15 protein-coding genes are annotated in these 18,650 nt (G+C 72.4%); 13 read left to right on the forward strand and 2 right to left on the reverse strand.

What is annotated here, in order from left to right; translation table 11 throughout:
• Window positions 1-52 precede the first annotated feature (52 nt).
• Together ABIE67_RS05275 and ABIE67_RS05280 are read right to left on the reverse strand one after the other, a co-directional pair.
• The gene (locus tag ABIE67_RS05275; protein ID WP_370253926.1) at window positions 53-1,693 is read right to left on the reverse strand and encodes a thiamine pyrophosphate-binding protein; all 1,641 of its coding nucleotides are present in this window, start codon (window positions 1,691-1,693) and stop codon (window positions 53-55) included.
• On the reverse strand, window positions 1,690-2,481 hold the full coding sequence (locus tag ABIE67_RS05280) for a cyclase family protein (protein ID WP_370253931.1): 792 nt from the start codon (window positions 2,479-2,481) through the stop codon (window positions 1,690-1,692). The genes ABIE67_RS05275 and ABIE67_RS05280 overlap by 4 nt, the downstream gene beginning before the upstream one ends.
• Window positions 2,482-2,616: 135 nt before the next feature.
• Here ABIE67_RS05280 and ABIE67_RS05285 point away from each other — a divergent pair, with 135 nt between their 5' ends.
• From ABIE67_RS05285 to hypF, 13 genes are all read left to right on the forward strand, one after another.
• Complete coding sequence (locus ABIE67_RS05285) at window positions 2,617-3,744, forward strand: GDSL-type esterase/lipase family protein (RefSeq protein ID WP_370253935.1); 1,128 nt, start codon at window positions 2,617-2,619, stop codon at window positions 3,742-3,744.
• A 35-nt stretch (window positions 3,745-3,779) separates the two neighbouring features.
• Window positions 3,780-5,411, forward strand: a complete 1,632-nt coding sequence (locus tag ABIE67_RS05290; RefSeq protein WP_370253939.1) for a cellulase family glycosylhydrolase — start codon at window positions 3,780-3,782, stop codon at window positions 5,409-5,411.
• 179 nt (window positions 5,412-5,590) lie between these two features.
• The gene (locus ABIE67_RS05295) at window positions 5,591-6,634 is read left to right on the forward strand and encodes an ABC transporter substrate-binding protein (protein WP_370253943.1); all 1,044 of its coding nucleotides are present in this window, start codon (window positions 5,591-5,593) and stop codon (window positions 6,632-6,634) included.
• 72 nt (window positions 6,635-6,706) lie between these two features.
• Window positions 6,707-7,711, forward strand: coding sequence for a FecCD family ABC transporter permease (locus ABIE67_RS05300; protein ID WP_370253947.1), 1,005 nt, complete (start codon window positions 6,707-6,709; stop codon window positions 7,709-7,711).
• On the forward strand, window positions 7,708-8,781 hold the full coding sequence (locus ABIE67_RS05305) for a FecCD family ABC transporter permease (RefSeq protein ID WP_370253952.1): 1,074 nt from the start codon (window positions 7,708-7,710) through the stop codon (window positions 8,779-8,781). Before ABIE67_RS05300 ends, ABIE67_RS05305 begins: the two co-directional genes overlap by 4 nt.
• A 116-nt stretch (window positions 8,782-8,897) precedes the next feature.
• Window positions 8,898-9,152, forward strand: coding sequence for an EF-hand domain-containing protein (locus ABIE67_RS05310; protein ID WP_370253956.1), 255 nt, complete (start codon window positions 8,898-8,900; stop codon window positions 9,150-9,152).
• 162 nt (window positions 9,153-9,314) lie between these two features.
• A complete protein-coding gene (locus tag ABIE67_RS05315) occupies window positions 9,315-10,673 on the forward strand; it encodes an MFS transporter (protein WP_370253960.1) in 1,359 nt (452 codons plus the stop codon).
• On the forward strand, window positions 10,670-12,097 hold the full coding sequence (locus ABIE67_RS05320; RefSeq protein WP_370253964.1) for an alpha/beta hydrolase family protein: 1,428 nt from the start codon (window positions 10,670-10,672) through the stop codon (window positions 12,095-12,097). Before ABIE67_RS05315 ends, ABIE67_RS05320 begins: the two co-directional genes overlap by 4 nt.
• A 52-nt stretch (window positions 12,098-12,149) precedes the next feature.
• The gene (locus ABIE67_RS05325) at window positions 12,150-13,001 is read left to right on the forward strand and encodes a PaaX family transcriptional regulator C-terminal domain-containing protein (RefSeq protein WP_370253968.1); all 852 of its coding nucleotides are present in this window, start codon (window positions 12,150-12,152) and stop codon (window positions 12,999-13,001) included.
• Between the two features lie 156 nt (window positions 13,002-13,157).
• Window positions 13,158-14,909: an enoyl-CoA hydratase-related protein gene (locus tag ABIE67_RS05330; protein ID WP_370253972.1), complete on the forward strand. Its 1,752-nt coding sequence runs from the start codon at window positions 13,158-13,160 to the stop codon at window positions 14,907-14,909.
• Window positions 14,906-15,514 (forward strand): hydrogenase maturation protease, encoded by a 609-nt coding sequence (locus tag ABIE67_RS05335; protein ID WP_370253976.1) that lies wholly within the window; start codon window positions 14,906-14,908, stop codon window positions 15,512-15,514. The genes ABIE67_RS05330 and ABIE67_RS05335 overlap by 4 nt, the downstream gene beginning before the upstream one ends.
• Window positions 15,515-15,552: 38 nt before the next feature.
• Entirely contained in the window at window positions 15,553-16,320 is a 768-nt protein-coding gene (hypB, locus tag ABIE67_RS05340; RefSeq protein ID WP_370253980.1) for a hydrogenase nickel incorporation protein HypB, read from the forward strand.
• Entirely contained in the window at window positions 16,317-18,650 is a 2,334-nt protein-coding gene (hypF, locus tag ABIE67_RS05345; protein WP_370253985.1) for a carbamoyltransferase HypF, read from the forward strand. The genes hypB and hypF overlap by 4 nt, the downstream gene beginning before the upstream one ends.

Here is an 18,650-nt window from a genome sequence, read left to right on the forward strand (position 1 = left end):
TGCCGGCAATGCGGTGCCGACAGGCGGGTCGGCGCTCGGCCTTCTCCCTCTCTCAGTGGCCGCGGAACGCCTCCTCCAGCCACCAGGACCCGTGATCGGCGACCACCTTGGCGTCGACCAGCAACGGCGCCGACCGCGGGCCGTCGACCCAGTCCCGGACGGCCTTCAGATCGGCCGGCGTCCGCACGGTCACCGCCTCGAAGCCATACCCCCGCCCCACGGCGGCGATGTCCGTCGGCGGGAAGCGCACGGTGTCGAGCGGGTGCCCGTCGGGACCGAAGTGGTGCACCTCGGCGCCGTAGGCCTCGTCGTCGTACACGACGACCACCATGGGCAGCCCGAGCCGCCGTACGGTGTCCAGATCCGCAGCGCCCATCAGCGCCCCGCCGTCGCCGAGCGCCGCCACCGGCAGCCGGTCGGGCTGCGCCAGCGCCGCCCCGATCGTGGTGGCCAGCCCCAGCCCGATCGACTGGAACGCCTGCGTGAAGCAGAAGCCCTTCTCGTCCGGCACCGACAGGTACGCGCTCGGGTAGCCCATGAAATTCCCGGAGTCCACGCCGACCACCCGCTCCGCGGGCAGGATGTCGTCGAGCGCGATGCTCAGCGTCCTCGGGTCGATCCGCTCCCGCGTGCTCGTGTCCTCGTACGGCACGTCACGCAGGCGCACACGAGCGGCGAGGGCCGCTCCCACCTCCGGGATCCGGTAGCCCTCCCCGTCCGCGGCACCCGCCTCGAACACCCGGCGCGCGGTGAGCCGGACGTCCCCGCCGACACCGAGGTGCACGGGCCGGTGCGCGCCGAGCGCCGAGGGCTCGTCGTCGACCTGTACGACGGTGGCGTCGGCGCCGATGAGGTTGCCGTGCCGCATCGTCCACATGTTGAGGGCGCAGCCCCAGCCGACGATCAGGTCCGCGCCCTGGAGCAGTTCGACGGCCAAGGGTGAGGCGAAGCCGCCGGAGATGCCCAGGGACCAGGGATTGCCGTGAAAGAGCCCGTGGGCGACGGCCGAGGTCGCCAGGAGCGCGCCGTGCCGCTCGGCGAGTGCCTCCAGCGCCTCGCGACAGCCTGCCCCGCGAGCTCCCCGGCCGGCCACGAAGACGGGCCGCCGGGCCTGTCCGAGCCGCTGGGACAGGGCGGCCACCTCGTCCGCGTCCGGCTCGACCGCGACCCGTCGCGGCAGTGGCGCCGCGTGCGCCAGGGCGCCGTCGGGCACCTCCAGCGCCTGCACCGGCAGGGGCAGATTGAGCAGCACGGTACGCCGCTCCCGCACCGCCAGCCCGACCGCCACACACGCCTGCTCGACCGCTTCCTCCGCCGACGTGACCCGAACCGGGACCGCGCCCACCGCACGGGCCAACGCCTCCTGGTCGACGTGGAAGTTGGACCTCGACTCGGTCACCTCGGCCGCCAGCACGACGAGTGGCGTACGGCTCTTCGCCGCCTCCGCGATGCCGGTCATCGCGTTCGTCAGGCCGGGCCCCTGATGCACGCTCACCACCGCGACCGTGCCGCTGGTCCGGGCGTACGCGTCGGCCATCGTCGCCGCGCCGCCCTCATGGCGGGCCGCGACGAACCGCGCCCCCGCCGCGACCATCGCGTTGGTGACGTGGAAGTTCCCCGACCCGACCACCCCGAAGACCTGGCCGACCCCGGCCGCGCACAGCGCCCGGCCGACCGCTTCCGCCACCTTCATGAGCGCCCCCGCTCCACCAGTGCGATCACGCGCGCCGGAGCCCCGGAGCCGCTGACGATCGGCAGCGGTCCCGCCATGACGACGGATCCGGTCGGCGGCAGCGCTGCGAGGTTCTGGAGCTGCGTCAGGCCGTACTTGTCGCTGCCCATGAGGTAGGAGTGGCAGGGATAGGCGGGCTCGAAGGAGTGCGCGCGCCCGGCGTCCGTGCCCACCGTCTCCACGCCGAGGCCGATCACCGGCGACTCCTCGGCGACCCAGCGGGCGCACTCCGCCGACAGACCGGGGGTGTGCGGGCCGTTCTCGTCGGCGTTGAGGAAGGCCTCCTGCGAGTGCGAACGGGCGTCCCAGCCGGTGCGCAGCAACAGCCAACCGCCCTCGGGCAAGGGGCCGTTCTCCGCTTGCCAGGCCTTCACGTGGTCGACCTCGACCAGGAAGTCGGGGTTCTTCGCGACCTCGGCGCTGAAGTCCAGCACGGCCGCGGGTGCGATCAGCCTGCGGGCCGGCACCGAGGCCACGTCGGTGAGGTCCTTGCCGGTGACCCAGTGGTTCGGGGCGTCGAAGTGGGTGCCGGTGTGCTCGCCGCTGCGGAAGTTGTTCCAGTACCAGGCCGGGCCCCGGTCGTCGTACCGGCTGATCTCCTCCAGCTCGAAGACGGCGCTCTGCCCGAACTGGGGCGGCAGTTGAATCACCGGTGTCGCCGACGACAAGGGCGAGGTGAGGTCGACTACTTCGATCGATCCACCTCGCAACGCGGACACCAGCGCGGCAAGGACGGACGGCTCGGGCATGGGATGCCTCCTCGAACGGACCGTGCTCGGACTGACAGCATCTCAGTCCCGCCTCCCGCCTCTTGACGCGTCAATGACAACAGTGGCTTCATGTTTTGTGGGAGCGCTCCCACCTCACTCCGAGAAGGGAACACCATGCGCGGCACCCGCCACTTACCCTTGCGGATCATCCCGCTGCTCGCCCTGTTGGGCACCTTGCTCCTGCCCGTCGGCGTGACGCTCGCTCCGCGCGCCGCAGCCGCTCCGACCGCAGCGGACCCCGTGCGCATCATGCCGCTGGGCGACTCGATCACCGGCTCGCCCGGCTGCTGGCGGGCGCTGCTCTGGAACAGGCTGCAGAGCACCGGCCACACGGACATCGACTTCGTCGGCACCCTCGGCCACCAAGGCTGTGCCCAGGCGCACGACGGTGACAACGAAGGCCACGGTGGCGAGTTGGTGACCAATGTCGCCGACCAGAACCTGCTCCCTGGCCGCCTGGCCGCCACGCTTCCGGACATCGTTGTCATGCACTTCGGGACGAACGACGTGTGGAGCAGCGTGTCCCCCGACCGCATCCTCGCCGCCTACACCAAGCTCGTAGAGCAGATGCGGGCGAGCAACCCGGACATGAAGGTCCTGGTCGCGCAGCTCATCCCCATGAACCCGAGCCAGTGTGCGGCCTGCGCCCAGCGCGTCGTCGACTTCAACGCACGGATCCCCGACTGGGCCAGGGCGGCGAGCACCGTCCGCTCCCCGGTCGCCGTGGTCGACCAGTGGACGGGCTTCGACACGGCCACCGACACGTACGACGGGGTGCACCCCAGCGCCTCCGGTGACGAGAAGATCGCCGCCCGCTGGTATCCCGCTCTGGCCGCCCTCCTAGAAGCGGACCCGGGGGGCCCTGGTGATCCTGGCGACCCCGGTGATCCCGGTGATCCCGGTGATCCCGGTGATCCTCCCGCCTGCACCGCGTCCTTCCGTGCCGTCTCCTCCTGGCAGGGCGGCTACCAGGGTGAGGTGACGGTGACCAACGCGTCCGCCTCCGCCCTGTCGGGCTGGACCGCGAGGGTCGTACCGGCGGAGGGCGCCCGCGTCACCCAGCTCTGGAACGGCACCCTCAGCGCCGGCGCCGACGGCACCGCCACGGTCACCAACGCATCGTGGAACGGCACGTTGGCGCCCGGCGCGAGCGCGAGCTTCGGATTCATCGCCAGTGCCCCGGCAACGGCCGGCGCTCCGTCGGCGACTGTCACGTGCACGGCGCGTGCCGCGTCCTCCTGACGCACCGTCACCCCCTCTCACCCTACGGAGCCGCCATGAGATCCCGCACCCGCACCACCCCACGAGCGGCCGCCGTCGTGGCCGCCCTCCTGGGTCTGCTCGTCCCCCTGCTGTCCTTCGCCACGCCCGCCCAGGCAGCGGCCACCGGCCTCCACATCCAGAACGGCCGGCTGCTGGAGTCGTCCGGGAACGACTTCGTGATGCGTGGCGTCAACCACGCCCACACCTGGTACCCGGGCGAGACGCAGTCGCTGGCCGACGTCAAGGCGCTGGGTGCCAACACCGTCCGCGTCGTCCTCTCCGACGGCCACCGGTGGACCAAGAACAGCGCCGAGGACGTGGCCGCCGTCATCGCGCAGTGCAAGGCCAACCGGCTCATCTGCGTGCTGGAGGTGCACGACACCACCGGCTACGGAGAGGAGGCCGCGGCCGGGACCCTCGACCACGCGGCCGACTACTGGATCGGCCTGAAGGACGTGCTCACCGGCCAGGAGAACTACGTCATCATCAACATCGGCAACGAGCCCTGGGGCAACACCAACCCCGCCGGCTGGACCGAGCCCACGACCGCGGCCGTCAAGAAGCTGCGCAGCGCCGGATTCGCCCACACGATCATGGTGGACGCGCCCAACTGGGGCCAGGACTGGCAGGGCGTCATGCGCGCCAACGCCCAGACCGTCTACAACGCGGACCCCACCGGCAACCTGATCTTCTCGATCCACATGTACAGCGTCTACGACACCGCGCAGGAGATCACGGACTATCTGAACGCCTTCGTCAACGCCCGACTGCCCCTCCTCATCGGCGAGTTCGGAGGCCCGCCGGACCAGTACGGCGACCCGGACGAGGACACCATGATGGCCGTCGCCCAGCAGCTTCGGCTCGGCTACCTGGCCTGGTCCTGGAGCGGCAACACCGACCCGATCCTCGACCTGGCGATCGACTTCGACCCCACGCGGCTCAGCTCCTGGGGCCAGCGGATCTTCCACGGCGCGAACGGCATCGCCGCCACGTCCGAGGAGGCCGACATCTACTCCTCCTCCGGCGGTGACACCACTCCCCCGACCGCCCCCGGGACGCCGACCGCGTCCGCCGTGACGTCCTCGTCGGTCACCCTGAACTGGGCCGCCGCCACCGACGCGAACGGCGTCACCGGCTACGACGTGGTCCGCGTCGGCAGCGGGACCGAGACCGCCGCCACCACGACGACCGGCACCTCCGCCACCGTCACCGGCCTCGCCCCGGAGACCTCCTACACCTTCGCCGTCTACGCACGCGACGCCGCCGGCAACCGCTCGCAGCGCTCCGGCACGGTGGCCGTCACCACGTCGTCCGGCGGTTCGCCGGCGACCTGCGGTGTCGCCTACCGGGTGACCAACGAGTGGCCCGGCGGCTTCCAGGGCGAGGTCGTCATCCGCAACACCGGCAGCTCGGCGATCAACGGCTGGACGCTGCGCTGGACCTACCCGGACAGTCAGCGCATCAGCAACCTGTGGGGCGGCACCGCGACGCAGAGCGGCGCCCAGGTGAGCGTCGCCTCCGCGTCGTACACGGCGACGATCGCCCCTGCGGGCTCGGTCACCCTGGGCTTCACGGCCACGAAGGGCGGCACGAACCCGAACCCCGCGGCCTTCACGCTCAACGACTCCGCCTGCTCGCCGGCCTGACGACCGGCCGGCCCGTCCTCGGCGTCCTGGCAGGTCAGGGCGCCGAGGACGGCACACGCCCGCATCACAGGACCGTGACAGGAACCACACAGACCCCGTGTACGAGACATGGAGAACGTCTGGATAAGGTGAGGCTGGCCTAACGGCTGACCCACTGTGCACCATGAGGGAGCCCTGTCATGCTTCACCGGCGCCGCGGCACAGCCGCAGTCGCTCTTGCCGTCGCCGCCGCACTGTCCCTCGCGGCCTGCGGCGGCTCCAACGACGGCGCGGACAACGCGGGTTCGGCAGCCGGAGCCGGCGACAAGAAAGACGTGGCCAAGGGCGGCAAGGACTTCGCGTCCGCCGCGAAGAAGACCGCCGAGATGGGCACCGACGCGGAGCCGGGCCAGTGGCCGCGGACCATCGAGCACGCCATGGGCGAGACCGTCCTCAAGTCCCAGCCCAAGCGGGTCGTGGTCCTGGACGTCGGCGAGCTCGACAACGTCGTCTCGCTCGGCATCAAGCCGGTCGGCCTCGCCCCCACCGAGGGCTCCCCCGAACTGCCTTCCTATCTGAAGAAGGATGCCGGCACCCCGAAGAACGTCGGCACCATCAACAACCTCAACCTGGAGGCGATCGCCGGTCTCAAGCCGGACCTGATCCTCGGCAGCCAGCTGCGCGCCGCGGACAAGTACGACGAGCTGTCGCAGATCGCACCCACCGTCTTCTCCATCCGCCCGGGCTTCACGTGGAAGGAGAACTACCTCCTCAACGCCGCGGCCCTGGACAAGACCGCCGAGGCCAAGGCGAAGCTCGCCGCGTACGACAAGAAGGTCGACGCACTCGACGCGAAGCTCGGCGCCGACAAGCCGACGGTGTCGATGGTGCGTTACCTGCCCGACGGGGTGATCCGGCTCTACGCCAACGCCTCGTTCATCGGCACCACCCTCAAGGACACCGGCATCCCGCGCCCCAAGAACCAGGACATCGAGGACCTGGCCGCCGAGGTCAGCGCCGAGAACATCGACCAGGCCGACGCGGACTACATCTTCACCGGCGTGTACGGCGACGCGAAGGCCACCGACAAGTCCCGCGCGCAGGGCAACCCGCTGTGGAAGAACCTGAAGGCGGTCAAGGCCGGGCACGTGTACGACGTGCCGGACGAGACCTGGTACCTGGGTCTGGGTGTCACCGCGGCCGACGAGGTCCTCGGGGACCTGGAGAAGTACCTCACCAAGTAGACGCAGGCAGCCCGCCTCACGCCCAGCGCAGCAAGCAAGCAAGCAAGCAAGCGAAACAGCAGAAGGAACCGCATGTCCCGTGCCACCCGGCGTCGTATCGCCTGGACGGTCGCGGGCATGTTCCTACTCCTCCTCGCCGTCCTGCTCAGCCTCGCCCTCGGCAGCCGGCAGATTCCCCCGGCCCAGGTGTTCGACGCCCTGCTGCACGGCGGCAACGGTGACAACGCGCAGGTCGTGCGCGCGCTACGGGTCCCCCGCACGGTCATCGGCGTGCTGGTCGGACTCGCCCTCGCGGTCGCCGGGGTGGTCATGCAGGGCATCACCCGCAACCCGATCGCCGAGCCCGGTGTCCTCGGCGTGAGCCAGGGCGCCTCGCTGGGCGTCGTCTGCGCGATCGCGTTCCTCGGGGTGCACACGCCCGCCGGCTATGTCTGGTTCGCGTTCGCCGGGGCGGGGATCGCCGCGGCGGCCGCGTACGCGGTGGCGGGCAGCGGACGCGGCGGCGCCTCGCCGGTCAAACTGGCGCTGGCGGGGGCCGCGATGAACGCCTTCATCGCCTCCGTGGTCTCCGCCATCGTCACGACCGACGCTCGTGCCCTCGACGAGTTCCGCTTCTGGGACGTCGGCTCGATCGCCGGCCGCGGCGGCGGAGTCGTCGCGCAGACCTGGCCGTTCGTCCTCGTGGGGCTGCTGCTGGTCGCCGTCATGGCGCGGGGGCTCGACGCCCTGGCTCTCGGGGACGACGTGGCCAGGGGGCTCGGTCACCGGGTCGCGCTGCTGCGGGCTCTGGGCGCCCTCGCCGCGACCGTGCTGACCGGGGCCGCCGTCGCGGTCGCCGGTCCGATCGCGTTCATCGGACTCGCCGTCCCGCACATCGCGCGGGCTCTGGGCGGGGCCGACCACCGATGGGTGCTGGCCTTGTCGGCCTTGCTGGGTCCCGTGGTGATCCTGGTGTCGGACGTGCTCGGCCGGGTCGTCTTCGCGCCCTCGGAAGTGCCGGTGGCCGTGATGACCGCGTTGCTCGGCGTGCCCTTCCTGGTCGCGCTGGTACGGAGGAAGGCGACGGTGGCGGCATGACCCGGCTTCTTGAGCGAACCAGCCCCGCCCCACGGCGTCTTCGCCCCTCCGGATACGCCGTCGTCCGCGTGCGGGGCGGCAGTTTCCTGCTGCACCGCCGGGCGTGTGCCGTAGCGGTGCTGCTGGCCGCGGTACTCGCGGTGACGGTCGTCGTGTCCCTGTGCGTCGGCGAGTCGTACGTCTCCCCGACGGAGGTCGTGCGGGTACTGCTCGGTCAGCCGAGCCCCGACGAACTCGTCGTCGGCACACTGCGCCTCCCCCGGCTGGTGACGGGTCTGCTGGTCGGCGCCGCGTTCGGCGTCTCCGGAGCGCTGATCCAGACCGTGGCCCGCAACTCCCTCGCCAGCCCGGACGTCATCGGCGTCACGCATGGCGCGGGCGCGGCGACGGTGACCGCGATGACCTTCGGGATCACGTCGTACGCCCTCCTGCCGTACGTGTCGGTGGTGGGCGGGCTGTCGGCCGCCGCGCTCGTCTACGTCTTCGCCTGGCGGGGCGGGCTGCACGCCACGCGCTTCGTCCTCGTCGGGATCGGTGTCTCGATCGCGCTCGGCTCACTGACCCGGTTGTTCCTCACCAAGGGCGACTACCTGGTGGCCCAGCAGGCCAAGGTGTGGCTGACCGGTTCGCTCAACGGCCGGGGCTACGACCAGGCCGCGCCCCTCGCCCTGGTCCTCGCGGTCCTGGTCCCGGCGCTGCTGTGGGCGGCGCACGCCCAGCGCATGGTGTCCCTGGACGACAGCACGGCGACCGCGCTGGGCGTACGGCTCGGTCCGGTCCGGCTGGGTCTCACCGCGCTCGGCGTGGTGCTGGCGTCGGTCGCGACCGGCGCCGCGGGACCGGTCGACTTCGTGGCGCTGCTGGCGCCGCAGATCGCCCACCGGCTGACCCGCACCGCCCAGATCCCGCTGCTCTCCTCTGCCCTGACCGGTGCCGCGATCGTCGTCGTCGCGGACCTGCTCGCCCGCCGTCTGTTCTCCCCGGTCGAGCTGCCAGTGGGCGTGCTCACGGCGGCGGTCGGCGCGCCGTATCTGATGTGGCTGATCGCTCGCACCCGCCTGCGCCGTTGACGCGGGAGCGGTCATGAGTCCGCCGGCGGAGGGAACCCGAGGGGGCGTGGAGGCGTCCTCTTCTGGTGACGGGGTGCGTCGGCTCGCCTGCCGACGCCAGGAACGAGGATGACACGATGAGTGACAAGGCCCGAAAGCTGTTCGAGGCGCTCGACCTCGACGAGAACGGGACCCTGACCCGCGCGGAGGTGATCATCGCGCTGCGGTCGAAGGGCCCGTCGCTGGCCGCGTCGGGAGATCTGCCGTTCTGGGCCCTGGGCGACGAGGACGCCTCCTCCGCGCTCTTCGACGCCGCCGACCAGAACGGCGACGAGGTGCTCACCCTGGAGGAGTTCGCGGCGGTGGTGGACCGCCGTTTCGGCTGGAAGTGACACCGGTCTCACGCCCTGCCGGGGTACGTGACTCGTTCGGTTTTCTGATCTGACCGCTCATGGCCATGGCCGAACCACGGACTAATGTTGTGCACTTTCTTGACGGCGGTCACCAGAGAGCCTACCTTCGCGGTGTCCTTCCCCCGGTCAAGGGAGACCGCGATGTCCCCGTCCCCCGTCGCATCACCGTCACCGTCCAGCCCCGAAAGCACCCGGCAACTCCGCCGGGTCGCCTTCTCCGGGCTGCTCGGTACGGCCGTGGAGTTCTACGACTTCCTCGTCTACGGCACCGTCGCCGCCCTGGTCTTCGGCGAGCTGTTCTTCCCCGGCGCCGACCCCGCCGTCGGCACCATCGCCGCGTTCGGCACCTTCGCCGCCGGCTATGTCGCCCGCCCGCTCGGCGGCATCCTCTTCGGGCACTTCGGCGACCGGCTCGGCCGTAAGTCGATGCTGCTGCTCACCATGGGCCTGATGGGCGGCGCCAGCTTCCTCATCGGCCTGCTGCCCACGTACGACGCGATCGGCGTCTGGGCGCCGGTCCTGCTGATCACGCTCCGCGTCGTCCAGGGCATCGCCATCGGCGGTGAGTGGGGCGGCGCCACCCTGATGGTCGTCGAGCACGCCGGTGAACGGCGCCGCGGCCTGTGGTCGAGCTTCACTCAGATGGGAGCGCCGCTCGGCTCCCTGCTGTCCTCGCTCGTCGTGACGTTCGTGGTCGCCATGCCCCGGGACCAGTTCACGGCCTGGGGTTGGCGCGTGCCGTTCCTGCTGAGCGTGGTACTGCTCGGCGTCGGCCTCTTCGTCCGGCTCAAGGTCGTCGAGAGTCCGCTCTTCGCCGAGGTGAAGAAGGACCGCGCCGAGGCCCGGCTGCCCATCGTCGACGTACTGCGGCGCCCCCGTCCCCTGCTGCTGGCCTGCTGTGTCGGCATCGGCGCCTTCACCGCCCAGTCCCTGCTGACCAGTTACCTGATCGCGTACGCCACCGGCATCGGATACGCCCGCCCGCAGGTGCTCACCGCGCTCACCGTCTCCGCCTGCGTCGCCCTGGTCGTGCTGCCCTGCGCCTCCGCGCTGTCCGACCGCGTCGGCCGCCGCCCGGTCGTCCTCGCCGGAGCCGTCGCCTCGGCCGCGCTCGCTTTCCCCGTCCTCGCTCTGGTCGACTCCAAGTCGCCCGGGCTGCTGATCCTCGCCGTCGTCCTCGGCCACGGCATCGCCCAGTCCATGATGTACGGCCCGCTGGGCGCCCTGCTCACCGAGATGTTCGGCACCCGGGTCCGCTACACCGGCGCCTCCCTCGGCTACCAGGGCGCCACCCTCATCGGCGCCGGCTTCTCCCCCATGATCGCCGGAAGCCTGGTGGCCGGCAGCGGCAACGGCACCGCCGTCGCCCTGCTGATCTGCGGAGGCTCCCTCATCACGGCGCTGACCGTCTGGTTCGTGCGCGAGACCAGCCGTACCTCGCTCTCGGCCCCGGCGGCCGAAGGCACCGACGCCCCCCACACGCAGGAGATCTCCGCATGAGGACCGATGCCGCGACCCCGCCGGCGCGGGTACGCCCCCCCCGCACCCGCCGCCGTACCCACACCGCCTGTGCGGCGGCCTTCCTGCTCGCCGTGACCGCGCTGCCCGCCTCGGCCGCTGCCGCCGCGTCGGACACGACCCATGTGGACGGCCGACTCCCCTCGGGTGCCACGTACATGATGGACGTGCCCGCCCACTGGAACGGCACCGTCCTGCTCTTCAGCCACGGCTACGTGAGCGGCCCGGACAACCCCGCCCAGGACGCCGCGGACGACGCCACCAAGGCTCTGCTCCTGCGGGACGGCTACGCCCTCATCGGCTCGTCCTACGCCACCACCGGCTGGGCGGTGGCGGACGCGGTGCCCGACCAGATCGACACTCTGAGCGCGTTCACCGAGCGCTTCGGGGCGGCCTCCCGGACCGTCGCGTGGGGGCGGTCGTACGGCGGACTCGTCACCACCGCCATCGCCGAGCGCCACCCGGACCGGATCGACGGGTCGATCTCCCTGTGCGGCCTCGTTCACGGCGGCGTCGCCAACTGGAACAACACCCTCGATCCCGTCTTCGCCATCAAGACGCTCCTGGCGCCAGACTCCGACGTCCCGCTGGTGAACATCGCGGACCAGACGGCCGCCGACGACGCGGTCAGCACCCTGACCTCCGTGGTCGACTCGGCGCAGACGACCGCCGAGGGGCGGGCGCGGATCGCCCTCGCCGCCGCCCTGCACAACATCCCCGGCTGGAACCAGCCCACGCAGACCCGGCCCGCCGCGGCCGACTGGGACGCCCAGCAGGCCAACCAGTACGAGGCCGTGCAGGGCCTGCTGAGGACCGTCGCCTTCAACCGGCGGCGGGAGGCCGAGGTCCGGGCGGGCGGCAACATGTCCTGGAACACCGGCGTCGACTACGCAAGGCTGCTCGGCGAGTCCTCCGTCCGCAAGGAGGTCACCGAGCTGTACAAGAAGGCCGGCCTTTCCCTGCGCGCCGACCTCGCCGCCCTGAACCGCGCCCCGCGCATCAGCGCCGACCCGGCCGCCGTGGCCTGGATGAGCAGCACGAGCTCGTTCACGGGCAAGCTCGCCAAGCCGCAGCTCTCCGTCCACACCATCGGTGACGCCCTCGTCCCCGTCCAGACGGAGAGCGCCCTGAAGCGGGCCGTCACCGCCGCCGGGTCGGCGCCCCTGCTGCGGCAGGCGTACACGGACAACGCCGGGCACTGCACCTTCAGCCCCGCCGAAAAGCTCTCGGCCCTGCACACGCTGGAGGACCGCCTCACCACCGGCAGGTGGGTCGGCACCGACCCGGAGTCCCTCAACTCCCGTGCCACGAAGGCCGATCCGACGACACCGACGCGCTATGTGCCGTACCGGCCCACCCCCTATCTGCGGCCGTACGACCTTGCCCACCCCGCCGACGGGCGGTGATGCCGTACGACCGCCCGCCGCGCCGTCGGTGGGCGGTCGTACGCTGTGCACCGTGGAGGACGACGACATCCTGGACACCGAGGGCAGCGCCGAGGGGCCGCAGCAGCGCCCCCAGTCGCTCATGCTCACCTTCTTCGGCAACCACGTCCTGGAGGAAGGCGACCTGTGCGTCTACTCGGGCAGCATCATCGATGTGCTCGGACGGGTGGGGGTCGGTGAGCAGGCCGTGCGCTCGACCCTCACCCGCATGGTGAACCGCGGCCTGCTGCGGCGCCAGCGCGAGGGCCGCAAGATGTTCTTCGGCCTGACCCCGCAGGCGACCCGTGTCCTGGAGGACGGCCGCACCCGCATCTGGCGGCAGGGCGCGGTCAACGACGACTGGGACGGCTCCTGGACCCTGCTCGGGTTCTCCCTCCCCGACTCCTGGAAGCGCCAGCGCCACGACCTGCGCTCCCGGCTCACCTGGTCCGGGTTCGGCGCGCTGTACAGCGGGCTGTGGATCGCCCCCGGGAAGGTCGACGTCGCCGCCGTGGTCGCGGAGCTCGGGCTGGCCGACCACGTCAAGATCTTCCACGCCCAGGCGGACGACGCCACCGATATCGCGCAGATGATCGACGGCGCCTGGGACCTGGAGAGCATCGCCGCTCGTTACGTCACCTTCGACAAGCGGTGGACGGCGCACCTGGACGCCGGTTCGGGCGACGACCCGATCGGAACCCGGCTGCGGCTGGTCAGCGAATGGCTATGGACCATCCGCACGGATCCCCGGCTCCCCGCCCGGCACCTTCCCCCCGACTGGCCGGCCCGCCCCGCCCAGGAGACCTTCCGCCGCGTCGCCGAACACACCGAGCGGCCCGCGCGGTTGATGGCGCGGGACCTGCTGGAGACCACTCAGTCGCGGTAGGCGCAACGAACGGCTGGATCCGCGGATCACGCCGCCGGAGAAGCGCTCGCTTCCTGATGAGGATCACCTCGCTTCCTGATCAGGGATCACCGAGTCCGGCGAAACGCCGCCCGTGGTCCTTCTCGGCCCTCCCCCGACCAGCGAACATGCCATGTCATGGACATCTTGCTCGTCGCCAGCGCGTTCAACAGCCTGTCCCAGCGTCTGTACGCCGAACTGTCCGACCAGGGGCATCGGGTGGACGTCGTCCTCGCCTCGCACGGCCCCGAGGCGGTCCGGGCCGCCGTACGCGCGGCGCGTCCGGAACTGGTCGTCGCTCCGATGCTGAAGACGGCGCTGCCGGAGGACGTGTGGCAGGAGCACACCTGCCTGATCGTGCACCCGGGGCCACCCGGCGACCGGGGCCCGTCCTCCCTGGACTGGGCGATCGCCGAGGAGGCGTCCGACTGGGGTGTGACGGTGCTTCAGGCCGAGGCGGCGATGGACGCGGGTGACGTGTGGGCGGACGGGCCCTTCCCGGTGGCACCGGTCGGCAAGAGCGACCTGTACCGCAACGAGGTCTCCGACGCCGCCACGGCCGCCGTACTGCTGGCCGTGCGGCGGTTCGCCGACGGATCGTTCAAGCCGCGGCCGCAGAGCGACCCGGCGATCCGCGTGGTGTGGCGCGACTTCGTCCGGCAGGAGCGGCGCCGGATCGACTGGGACGTCGACAGCACGGCCACGGTGCTGCGCAAGCTCCGCGGGGCCGACTCGCAGCCGGGCGTTCTGGACGAGGTCTGCGGCCGGGAGGTGTTCCTGCACGGCGGGCATCCCGAGGACCTGCTGCGCGGACACCCCGGCGAGTTGCTCGCGACGCGGTCCGGCGCGGTCTGCCGGGCCACCCGGGACGGCGCGGTGTGGATCCCGGAACTGCGCCCCCGCAAGAGCTCCGGCGACCCGGCACCGTTCCGCCGCCCGGCGGCCTCCGTGCTCGCCGGCTTTCCGGCTCCGCCCGGCACCGGCATCGGACACGCGACGCCGCTGCCCGACGGCCGCCCGCACTGGCTGCCGGAGGACCCCGCGCCGCTCGAACTGCCTCCGGACCGCGTCACCTGGACCGACATCCGCTACCGGCAGCAGGGCGACGTCGGCTTCCTGTCCTTCTCCTTCCCCGGCGGGGCGATGAGCACCGACCACTGCCGCAGGCTGCTCGCCGCCTACCGGAAGGCGCTCACCCGCCCCACCTCGGTGCTCGTGCTCGGCGGCACGCGCGACTTCTTCTCCAACGGCATCCATCTCAACGTCATCGAGGCCTCGGCCGACCCGGCGGGCGAGTCCTGGGCCAACCTCCATGCCATGAACGACCTGGTCGAGGCCGTGCTGCGGACCACCGACCGCATGGTGGTCGCGGCCCTCGGCGGCAACGCGGCGGCCGGCGGCGTCATGCTCGCCCTCGCCGCCGACCAGGTCTGGTGCCGCACGGGCGGCGTCCTCAACCCGCACTACCGGCGCATGGGCCTGTACGGGTCGGAATACTGGACGTACACGCTGCCCCGCCGCGTCGGAACCGGGACGGCCAGGCGGTTGACGACCGACGCGCTGCCCGTGAGCGCCGCGACCGCCGCACGGATCGGCCTGGTGGACCGTCTGGTGCCGGTCCCGGCAGAGAAGTTCGCCGCCGAGGTCGAGCACCTGGCATCCGAGCTCGCCGGGGGCCCGGGCCTGGCGGAACGGATCGCCGCGAAGGCCGCGGCGCGTCGGGCGGACGACCGGCTGCGACCGCTCGGCGAGTACCGGCGGGACGAACTCGCCCGTATGCGCGCGATCTTCTTCGACCCACGGGCCCCTTACCACGCCCTGCGCTCGGCCTTCGTCCGTAAGCAACCGACCGGCTCCGCCGACCCGCTGGCCGTCGGGGGTGCGCGATGAGCGCGCGACTGCTGGTGGCCGGGGTCGGCAACATCTTCCTCGCGGACGACGCCTTCGGCCCCGAGGTGATCCGCGCCCTGGACCGCCGCCCGCTGCCGCCCGAGGTGCGGGTACGGGACTTCGGCATCCGCGGGATGGACCTCGCGTACGAACTGCTCGACGGCTACGACACGGCCGTCCTCGTCGACGCGGCGGCGCGGGGCCATCGTCCCGGCACCCTGTCGCTGATCGAGCCGGAGCTGCCCGACGGGGCCACGGAAGCCGCCCCGCCGGAGGCGCACGGCATGGACCCGGCGAAGGTGCTGGCCCTGGCCGCCCACCTGGGCGACGAGCCGCTGCCCCGGGTCCTCGTCCTGGCCTGCGAGCCCGAGCTGCGGCACCGCGGAGACGAGGACATCGCCCCGGGCATCAGCGCGACCGTGGGTGACGCGGTCGAGCGGGCCGTCGAGGCCCTGCATACCATGGTTCCCGCGCTGCTCGCCGACCCCACGGCCACACCCCCGTTGAGCCGCCCGGAGGAATCCACGGACCCGTCCGAGGAATGCACGGACCCGTCCGCGGCCCGGCTCCCGCGCCTCGTGGCCGACGGCGCCGAGGATCGATAGCGGTCCGACATCCCCGATCCCCGCTGGGAGCAGCGCCCATGTGCGATTCCGTGGACGAGGTCACCCAGGCCGTCCTGGCGAAGAACGACGGTCTGGCCGCGTGCCTCCGCGACGAACTGACCCGGCGGGGTGTGAGCGTGGTCAACCTGCTGTCCAGCCCGGGCAGCGGCAAGACGGAACTGCTCGGGCGCGTGCTGGCCCGGGCGGTGGAGCGGGGTATCCCGGTCGCCGCGCTGACCGCCGACCTCGCCACCGAGAACGACGCCGACCGGCTCGCCCGCTCGGGAGCACCCGTCAAGCAGCTGCTGACCGACGGGTTGTGCCATCTGGAGGCCCGGCAGCTCCGCGGCCACGTGGAGAGCTGGCTGCCCGAGGGCACTTCGCTGCTGTTCGTGGAGAACGTCGGCAATCTCGTCTGCCCGGCCTCCTACGACCTCGGCGAGAACCTGCGGATCGTGCTCATGGCGGTGACGGAGGGCGAGGACAAGCCGTTGAAGTACCCCACGGCCTTCGGCTCGGCCCATCTGGTGGTGCTCACCAAGACCGACCTGGCCGGGCCCGCCGGTTTCGACGAGGCCGCCTTCGCCGCCAACGTGCGGCGGGTCAACCCCGGGGTGGAGATCCTGCACTCCTGCGCACGTGCCGGCGACGGTGTCGACACCCTCCTGCAGCGCGTGCTCGCCGTGCGGGACGGGGCCGCCGTCCACCGGCCGCCCCTGGCACCCCGCCCCCACAGCCACAGCCACGCAGGTTCGCACACCCATGAGGGCGCCGGATCCGGCCTCGCGGCCGGCCGCGTCTCGTGACGGCGCCGGCCACACAGGCGGTGCGCCGCCGCGTCATGGTGCGCGGCACGGTGCAGGGCGTGGGCTTCCGACCGTACGTACACCGCCTGGCCACCGACCTCGCGCTGGCGGGCTTCGTGAGCAACACGGCGAGCGGCGTGCTCATCGAGGTGGAGGGCCCACAGGTGGGTGTCGCCGACTTCTGCGACCGGCTGGCCACCCGGCCCCCGCCCCTGGCCTCCGTCACCGGCGTCGGGTTCGAGGACCTGCCCGTCACCGGCGCCGACGACGCCTTCACCATCCGTTCCACCGACCGCTCCCCCGGCCGCACCCTGCTCCCGCCCGACACGGCGACGTGCGCCGACTGCCTGCGGGAGCTGGCCGGTCCGGCCGACCGCCGCCACCGGCACCCGTTCGTCACCTGCACCCACTGCGGCCCCCGTTTCACCATCGCCACCGGGATGCCGTACGACCGGGCGGTCACGACCATGGCCGGCTTCCCGATGTGTCCCGACTGCGCCCGGGAGTACGGCGATCCGGGTGACCGCCGCTTCCACGCCCAGCCCGTGGCCTGCCCCGACTGCGGCCCTCGGCTGCGCCTGGCGCCCGCCACCGGGACCGGGGTCCGCCCCGCGCGGGACGCCGACGCCCTGGCGACGGCACGTGCGCTGCTGGCCGCCGGCGGGATCGTCGCGGTCAAGGGGCTCGGCGGCTACCACCTCGCCTGCGACGCCACCGACGCACGCGCCGTCGACACGCTGCGCACCCGCAAGGCACGCGGCGGCAAACCGTTCGCGGTGATGTGCGCGGACCTCGACGTCGTACGGCGGATCGCCGAGCTCTCCCCGTCCGAGGGGGCCGCCCTCACCGGTCCCCGGCGTCCGATCGTCCTGCTGCGCCGACGCGCCGACCAGCAGATCCTCGCGCCCGGCGTCTGCCCCGGCAGCCCGCACCTCGGTGTGCTGCTGCCCTACACCCCCGTCCACACCCTGCTGTTCGGCCTGCCCGGCGATCCGCCGGGCCCGCGCGCCCTGGTCATGACGAGCGGCAACCGCTCCGGGGAGCCGATCGTCACGGACGACGACGAGGCGCTGACCCGGCTGGCCGGGCTCGCCGACGCCTGGCTCGCCCACGACCGGCCCATCGCCTCGCCCTGCGACGACTCCCTGCTGCGCGTCCGCCCCGACGGCACCGAGCAGGTGCTGCGCCGGTCCCGGGGGTACGTGCCCCGCCCGCTGCGTCTGCCGGTCGCGGTACGGCCCGCGCTCGCCGTCGGCGGCGACCTGAAGAACGCCCTGTGCCTCGGCGAGGGCGACCAGGCCTGGTTCGGCCCGCACATCGGCGACATGGGCGAGCTGACCACGCTGGAGGCGGCCCGGCGGGCGGAGTCGCAAATGCGGTCCTTGACCGGCGTCAGCCCCGGGCTGGTCGCCGCCGACCGGCACCCGGGATACCACTCGACCCGGTGGGCGCGTCAGCGGGCCGCCCAACTTACCGCCCCCGCCCCGGTGTTGGTTCAGCACCATCACGCGCACATCGCCTCGGCCATGGCCGAGCACTGTCTCGACGGCACCACCCCCGTGATCGGCGTCGCCTTCGACGGCACGGGTTACGGCGACGACGGCACCGTGTGGGGCGGCGAGGTCCTGCTCGCCGACTACACCGGTTACCGGCGCTTCGGCCATCTCGCCCCCGCCCCACTGCCCGGCGGCGACGCCGGCGTGGCCAACCCGTGCCGTCTGGCACTGGCCCGGCTGTGGGCCGCGGGCGTGCCCTGGGACCCGGACCTGCCCAGCGTGGCCGCCTGCGCAGCAGATGAACTGACTTTGCTGCAACGGCAGTTGACGCGCGGTCTGGCCTGCGTGGCGACCTCCAGCATGGGCCGCCTCTTCGACGCCGTGTCGTCGCTCGTCGGTGTGTGCCACCGCGCGGAGTACGAGGCCCAGGCCGCCCTGGAGCTGGAGGCCGCCGCGGCTTCGGCCTGGGGCGCCGACACCTCGGCGTACACCTTCGGACTCGCCGCCGGCGTCTACGATCCGGCGCCCGTGCTCGCCGCGCTCGTCGCCGATCTGCGGCGCGGCGCCCCGGCCCCCGTGCTGGCCGCCCGCTTCCACCGGGGCGTGGCGCGGGCCGTCGCGGAGGTCTGCCGGCGGGCGCGCCGGGACACCGGCCTCGCCACCGTCGCCCTGAGCGGCGGGGTGTTCGCCAACGCGCTGCTGGAGGAGGAGTGCGCGCGACTGCTGACCGAGGACGGCTTCGCGGTCCTCCGTCACGGCGAAGTCCCGCCGAACGACGGCGGGTTGGCCCTCGGCCAGCTGGTGGTCGCGGCGCACGAACGACAGGAGGAGTGA

This window comes from Streptomyces sp. V4I8 (genome assembly GCF_041261225.1).
Lineage (GTDB): Bacteria > Actinomycetota > Actinomycetes > Streptomycetales > Streptomycetaceae > Streptomyces.

Bases quoted from the DNA above. Each gene is read 5' to 3' on its own strand.
- ABIE67_RS05275 (WP_370253926.1), bottom strand. From the start codon at position 1,693: ATGAAGGTGGCGGAAGCGGTCGGCCGGGCGCTGTGCGCGGCCGGGGTC.
- ABIE67_RS05280 (WP_370253931.1), bottom strand. From the start codon at position 2,481: ATGCCCGAGCCGTCCGTCCTTGCCGCGCTGGTGTCCGCGTTGCGAGGT.
- ABIE67_RS05285 (WP_370253935.1), top strand. From the start codon at position 2,617: ATGCGCGGCACCCGCCACTTACCCTTGCGGATCATCCCGCTGCTCGCC.
- ABIE67_RS05290 (WP_370253939.1), top strand. From the start codon at position 3,780: ATGAGATCCCGCACCCGCACCACCCCACGAGCGGCCGCCGTCGTGGCC.
- ABIE67_RS05295 (WP_370253943.1), top strand. From the start codon at position 5,591: ATGCTTCACCGGCGCCGCGGCACAGCCGCAGTCGCTCTTGCCGTCGCC.
- ABIE67_RS05300 (WP_370253947.1), top strand. From the start codon at position 6,707: ATGTCCCGTGCCACCCGGCGTCGTATCGCCTGGACGGTCGCGGGCATG.
- ABIE67_RS05305 (WP_370253952.1), top strand. From the start codon at position 7,708: ATGACCCGGCTTCTTGAGCGAACCAGCCCCGCCCCACGGCGTCTTCGC.
- ABIE67_RS05310 (WP_370253956.1), top strand. From the start codon at position 8,898: ATGAGTGACAAGGCCCGAAAGCTGTTCGAGGCGCTCGACCTCGACGAG.
- ABIE67_RS05315 (WP_370253960.1), top strand. From the start codon at position 9,315: ATGTCCCCGTCCCCCGTCGCATCACCGTCACCGTCCAGCCCCGAAAGC.
- ABIE67_RS05320 (WP_370253964.1), top strand. From the start codon at position 10,670: ATGAGGACCGATGCCGCGACCCCGCCGGCGCGGGTACGCCCCCCCCGC.
- ABIE67_RS05330 (WP_370253972.1), top strand. From the start codon at position 13,158: ATGGACATCTTGCTCGTCGCCAGCGCGTTCAACAGCCTGTCCCAGCGT.
- ABIE67_RS05335 (WP_370253976.1), top strand. From the start codon at position 14,906: ATGAGCGCGCGACTGCTGGTGGCCGGGGTCGGCAACATCTTCCTCGCG.
- hypB (WP_370253980.1), top strand. From the start codon at position 15,553: ATGTGCGATTCCGTGGACGAGGTCACCCAGGCCGTCCTGGCGAAGAAC.